The 6,219-nt window shown below is 63.7% G+C and carries 5 protein-coding genes; 4 read left to right on the top strand and 1 reads right to left on the bottom strand.

Translation table 11 applies throughout. The features are described 5' to 3' along the window. From V8352_RS18500 to V8352_RS18515, 4 genes are read left to right on the top strand one after another with little or no spacing between them, the layout of a single operon-like run. Positions 1-807, top strand: coding sequence for an ABC transporter permease (locus V8352_RS18500; protein WP_336425769.1), 807 nt, complete (start codon positions 1-3; stop codon positions 805-807). Between the two features lie 9 nt (positions 808-816). Next, entirely contained in the window at positions 817-2,124 is a 1,308-nt protein-coding gene (locus V8352_RS18505; protein ID WP_336425770.1) for an NAD(P)/FAD-dependent oxidoreductase, read from the top strand. Then, complete coding sequence (locus V8352_RS18510) at positions 2,121-3,392, top strand: M20/M25/M40 family metallo-hydrolase (protein ID WP_336425771.1); 1,272 nt, start codon at positions 2,121-2,123, stop codon at positions 3,390-3,392. The genes V8352_RS18505 and V8352_RS18510 overlap by 4 nt, the downstream gene beginning before the upstream one ends. Continuing rightward, entirely contained in the window at positions 3,389-4,696 is a 1,308-nt protein-coding gene (locus V8352_RS18515) for an NAD(P)/FAD-dependent oxidoreductase (RefSeq protein WP_336425772.1), read from the top strand. Before V8352_RS18510 ends, V8352_RS18515 begins: the two co-directional genes overlap by 4 nt. Here the strand turns inward: V8352_RS18515 and V8352_RS18520 are convergent. After that, complete coding sequence (locus V8352_RS18520; RefSeq protein ID WP_336425773.1) at positions 4,693-5,850, bottom strand: M24 family metallopeptidase; 1,158 nt, start codon at positions 5,848-5,850, stop codon at positions 4,693-4,695. The two genes, V8352_RS18515 and V8352_RS18520, sit on opposite strands and share 4 nt — an antisense overlap. Positions 5,851-6,219 lie beyond the last annotated feature (369 nt).

Raw genomic sequence — 6,219 nt, forward strand, 5'->3', positions numbered from 1 at the left:
ATGCTGAGGAAACCCGCGACTGACACGCAGGTCACGCATCTTCAGCGGCTTTGGCTTTATGTGCTATGCTTCCTGGTGATCGTGTTTCTGATCGCTCCGACACTGCTGGTCGTCCCGATGAGCTTTTCGGACTCGCGCTACCTCGAATTCCCACCGGAATCGTGGTCGCTGCGCTGGTATCGTGCCTATCTGGACTCGCCGGAATGGATACAGGCGACATCCGTATCCTTTCAGGTCGCGACCTTGACCATGCTCCTTGCGACATCGACGGGGACGCTTGCGGCATACGGGCTGCACGCGACCAAGGCGCGCTTGGGCAAATACCTCACCGTGCTGCTCACGCTGCCCATGATCATCCCGCTGATCCTGCTGGCGGTCGGCATATTCCTGACCTTCGCACCGGTCGGGTTGAACTCCAGCATTACGGGGCTTGTGCTGGCACATACGATCCTGGCCATTCCGCTGGTCATGATCACCGTGACTGCGGGGATGCACAACTTCGACTTCAATCAGGAGATGGTCGCCCGTTCGATGGGGGCCTCGCGGCCTTGGGCGTTCCTGACCGTGACACTGCCGCAGATCCGCAACTCGGTCCTGTCCGGCGCGCTTCTGGCGTTCATCATATCGCTCGATGAGGTTGTGATCGCGCTGTTGATCGCGGGCGGCGACAAGGCGACGCTGACTCGGCGGATGTTTCTTGCGCTGCGCGACGAGATTGATCCGACCATTGCCGCCATATCGACCTTGCTGATCGCCTTTTCGGTTCTCATGCTGACCTTGTCCCAACTTCTCCAATCCAAGAAGTAGGGGGCACACATGTCTGACGATCGGCTTTTTACCCCGGATTTCAAACCGCAGCCCTATTGGTGGGACGCCGCGCGCCCAAGCATCGACGGACCCGAAGAGATCGCGCAGAGGGTCGACGTGTGTATCGTCGGCGGCGGGTATGCGGGGCTTTCCTGCGCGCTTGAACTGGCCAGAGGCGGAACCGACTGTGCGGTGCTCGACAGCAAGCGGATAGGGCAGGGCGCCAGCTCTCGCAACGGCGGGCTGGTGTCGGGCGGGCTGAAGCATGCTCAGGCCGGGCTGGTCGAGGAGGTGGGCAAGGACCGCGCGACGCGCCTCATGGAAGAGGCCGCCGGCACGCTTCCCTTTCTCGACGATCTGATCCAGCGCGAGGGGATCGACTGCGATTTTGCGCGCGTGGGGCGTTTTTCCTGTGCGTGGACGCAAAAACACTACGATGCATTGTCGCGCAGCGCCGAGCAGACCGAGGAATTGACTGGCCAGCCTGTCCGCATGGTTCCGCCCGAGCGCCAGCGCGAAGAAATCGGCAGCGATTTTTATCGCGGCGGGCAGGTGGCCGAGGGCGCGGCGACGATCCATCCGGCAAAATATGTTTGTGGGCTCGCGCGTGCGGCACAGCGGGCAGGCGCAAGGCTGTACGGGCAAACCCATATGACCGGCATGACCCGTGGACCTGATGGCTGGCGGATCGAGACGGACCGCGGAACCATTCGGGCAGGTAAGGTCATGCTGGGCACCAATGGCTATACCGGGCGCGAGGCACCGTGGTTCCGCCAAAGGGTGGTGCCGGTCGCCAGTTTCCTCATCGCCACCGAGGAAATCCCCCCCGAACTGGCGCAAGAGCTGGTTCCGCATGCGCGCGGCCTTGCCGACACGCGCCGTGTTCTGAATTATTTCCGTCTGTCGCCCGATCACAAGCGGGTGCTGTGGGGCGGGCGCGTGGGCACTTCGGCGATGGATCCGCGAGAAAGCGCGCGCCGTCTCCACCAAGTGATGACGCGGGTCTGGCCGCAGCTCGGTGATGTGCGCATCAGCCACAGCTGGAACGGCAATGTGGCGTTTACCTTCGATTTCCTTCCGCACCTGGGCGAACACGAGGGCGTGCACTACGCGCTGGGCTGCCAGGGGAGCGGCGTGGCGATGCAAACCTGGATGGGGTTTCAGACGGCGCGGATGATGCTTCGGGGAAACAGCGAAAGCGCCTTTGCCGAAGGGCGGTTTCCGACCTTCCCCGGGTATCGGGGCAACCCTTGGGTGCTGCCCCTGATCTTGTGGTGGTATCGCCTGCGCGACCAGATAGAACGGAGCCGATCATGACATCCACACACGACCAGGGCCGCCAGCAGATCCTCGCATGGCTGGACGAAGAGCGTGACGCGATCATCGGATTGCTCAAGGCACTTTTGCGCGCCCGTTCGCCCAACCCGCCCGGTGACACGCTGGAGGCAGCGCAGGTTGTGCGCGATTATCTCGATGCTCAGGGCCTCGAATACCGGACCATCGACCCGCATCCCCAGATGCCCAACATCGTCGCGTCCTTTGACGGCGGCGGGGCGGAGCGGCATTTGGTGCTGAACGGACATATCGACGTTTTCCCTGTCCCGGAAAGCCACGCAGGCTGGACGCACGAGCCTTGGGCCGCCGAGGAGGCGGATGGCAAGATCTACGGGCGCGGCGCCTGCGACATGAAACCGGGCACGACGGCTTCGATCATCACCTATTGCCTGTTGAACCGGTTGCAGACCGACCTGTCCGGCAAGCTGACCCTCACCTGCGTTTCCGATGAAGAGACTTTCGGCCCTTGGGGCGCACGATACCTCATGAAGCATCACCCCGAGGTGCATGGTGACTGCCTTTTGAATGGAGAGCCCGGAGGCCCGGAATCGGTGCGTTTCGGCGAGCGTGGCCCTCTCTGGATCGAATTCACCGCCCGCGCGGCCGGGGCGCATGGGGCCTATGTCCACATCACCGAAAGCGCGACCAAGATCGCCATGGCCGTCGCGCATGACCTCGAAGAGTTGACCGAACTGGAAGGGGCCCCGCCCCACAATGTCGCCAGCGCCGTGGACGCGGGGCGCGGCGCGATGGACCGGATGATGGGCGCGGGCGCGGGCGATCTGGTGTCACGCGTCACGCTCAACATCGGCACCATTCAGGGCGGTGAAAAGGCCAACATGATCCCGTCCGAGTGCCGCTTTACCGCAGATCTTCGCCTGCCGGTGGGCATGTCGAAATCCGACCTGCTACCCCATGTCGAAAAGATCGCGGCACGACATCAGGGCGTCGAATGGGAGGTCATCGGCGGCGATGAGCCATCATGGTGCGACCCGCACCACGAGATGGTGGGGATCATTCAGAACAACGTGGAGACCTTCGGCATGCCGCGTCCCACGCCCATTGTCAGTCTGGGCGGAACCGATGCGCGCCTCTGGCGCCATCACGGCGTGCCCGCCTATGTCTACGGGCCTTATCCGCATGGCATGGGCTCGCATGACGAGCATGTGGATATCGAGGAATTCCTGCATGTCGTGCGCACCCATGCGCTGTCGGCCTGGGATTACCTGAGGAAAGGCTCGGAGGGGTGAAACCCGCGCTCGCGACCGGCTCGCTTTGGGAAGCCACGGCGGAGCCCGCGCCGAACGCGCCCCCGCTCGAAGGCGAGACGCACGCGGATGTGGCTGTCGTCGGCGGCGGGTTCTGCGGGCTCTCTTGCGCGCTGCATCTGGCCGACGGGGGCCGCGATACCGTGCTGCTCGAAGCGCAGAGCTGTGGCTGGGGCGCATCGGGCCGCAATGGTGGGCAGTTGATCCCCTGCTTCAAGGACAACCCCGAGGATCTGGTGGCGCGCCACGGCCCTGAACTGGGCGGGGCCATGGCCGACCTGGGCGCTGGCAGCGGCGACCTTGTCGCGGGCCTCATCGCGCGTCATGACATCGAGTGTGCCTTTTACCGGGACGGCTGGATCCTTGGCGTGCATTCGCAGGCCGCGCTGCCCGCGATCAAGGAAAGAGCGCGGCAATGGCAGGCGCGCGGGCGCGATGTGCGCTTGCTGGGGCGGGATGAGGTCGCCGCCTTGACTGGCTGCGATCACTACGTGGCCGGTTATCTCGATCCAACGGGTGGCGGTCTCAATCCAATGTCGCTCGCGCGCGGAATGGCGAAGGCGGCGCAGCGCGCCGGCGCGCGCATCCATGCCAGCAGCCCCGCTGAGAAGATCAAGCGCGCGGCTGATGGCTGGCGCATCACCACACCGCGAGGTGCCGTGAGCTGTGACCAGATCGTTCTGGCGACAGGCGCTTACTCAGGAGGTTTGATGCCGGCGCTCAGGCGCAGCATTCTGCCAATGCAATCGCTTCAAATCGCCACCGAGCCACTGCCCGATGATATCCGGGCCTCGATTCTGCCTGGCGATCATGTGGTCAGCGACACCCAGCGCCTGCTGCTCTATTTCCGTCTGAACGAGGAGGGGCGGCTGGTCTTTGGCGGTCGCGGCGCCACTGGGGGCGAGGGGATCAAACCCGCGCATCTGGCGCGGCTCGAGGCAACCATGCGCAATTATTTCCCGCAGATCGGCGATATACCCGTGCGATATCACTGGGCCGGGCAGGTCGATCTGACGCCCGAGCGCGCGCTGCGTGTTCATCGCCCCGAACCGGGTATCTGGACGGTGATTGGTTTCAGTGGTCGCGGCGTTGCCATTGCCCCCGCTGTCGGCAAGGCACTGGCGGCGGCCGTGATGCGGGGCAACACAGTCGAGTTTCCGTTGCCCGTGACGCCCATGCGGCCGCTGCCGTTTCACGCCGCGCGCCGCCCGGTGATGGCCGCAGCCATAGGGTTGGCGTGGCTGCGGGACCGGCTGGACCGGAAGGATGGCGGCCCACCCCTCTAACGGCTGATCAGCTCCAGTGGCAGACGGCTGAGGACCTCGGGGGCGCCGCTCTCGCGCGTCAGGATCGTATAGCCCGCCGACATGGCCAGATTACGCGGCCCGTCAATCAGGATCGCATGCAGGAAAAGGATCATGCCGGCGCGGATCGGCATGTCGTTGCCCGAATGGATCATCGGCGGGACGTCCATCCAAGAGGGGGCATACGTCGCGCCCAATGAGTATCCGCAAGCCGACATCCGCGCCGCGTTGTAGCCCGCAGCATCGAATGTCGCGCGGTGTGCGTCGTCGATCTGGCCGATGGTATTGCCGACGCGCGCCGCGTCGGTCATGGCGGCCATCGCGTCTCGGGTCGCGCTGAACATGTCGCGATGCGCCGCTCCGGCCTCGCCGATGGTCAAGGTGCGCATCAGGCATGCACAGTAATGACGGTAACTTCCCGCATGTTCGATGGTCAGCTGGTCCTCTTCGTCGAGGTGCCGATACCCCGAAGCGCTGCGCACCAGCAGCGCCCGATCGCCCGAGCCCAGAACCGGGCCGGATGGGGGCATGTCACCGCCACCCTCCAGAATGGGCGCGATACCGGCGGCGGCGATGCGCCCCTCGAATACACCGGGGCCTGAGGCGGCGACCATCGCCTCCAGTGACTGATCGGCCAGTTCGGCGGCCTGCCGAACATAGGCGATTTCGGCCTCTGATTTGATCAGCCGCAATTCGCGCACCAGATATGACGCATCCACCAAGGTGCACCAGTCGGTAAAGCGCTGGCGCAGCAATTCGTGGTTGTCGCCGGTAAGCCCAAAGCTGCGCAGTTCAACGCCAACCCGCGCGCCCTTCAGCCCCTTTTCGGTCAGGATTTCCTGCAACTCCGAGGTCGGATCGACCCCCGGCGCATCATACCAAAGGCGGATGTCCTCGATGATCGACGTGCGCCGCGCCTGTTCCAGATCGGGACGCCGGGTCAGCAAGGTCACCGGGGCGTCATCGGCGGTCACGACTGCGCATTGAAAGAACACGAACCCCTTGGTGTCGAACCCGGTCAGATAGAAGTGGCTTTCCTGTGCAAAGACGATGAGCGCATCGAGACCGTCCCGCTGCATGAGCTTGCGGGTGTCCGCCAGTCTTTTGTCAAACTCTGAACGCTCAAAATGCAGCATTCTTTCCGCTCCATACCCGGTTGCTTCAATGATCTTTTTTCGGTTGGCCTTTGTGCGCGCCAATGGTCGTTCCAAGAATAATGTTCATCGTTGAAGGTGCGCGAAGCGGGGTTTCAAAGCAAGGTTTACTGCGGCGCGGTCTTGGTACAAATTCTCACCGTTCTGCGACCAAAACTACCACTTGAATTGGACCATCCTGTCGCTGCGCGCCACGCCAATACCGGGCAGAGCGCGTTTGCCGGCTGGCAATGGCGGCGCGCCGTGTTAGCCCGGATAATTCATGAGAAGGCGGCGGAGGTAGCGTAACCGTCTGAAACGCCGTATGTTTTGGTTGTCGACGCCAAACATGCAGCTTTCAGGAGGACGACC

The sequence above is a fragment of the Roseovarius sp. D0-M9 genome (assembly GCF_037083805.1).
In the GTDB taxonomy this organism is placed as follows: domain Bacteria; phylum Pseudomonadota; class Alphaproteobacteria; order Rhodobacterales; family Rhodobacteraceae; genus Roseovarius.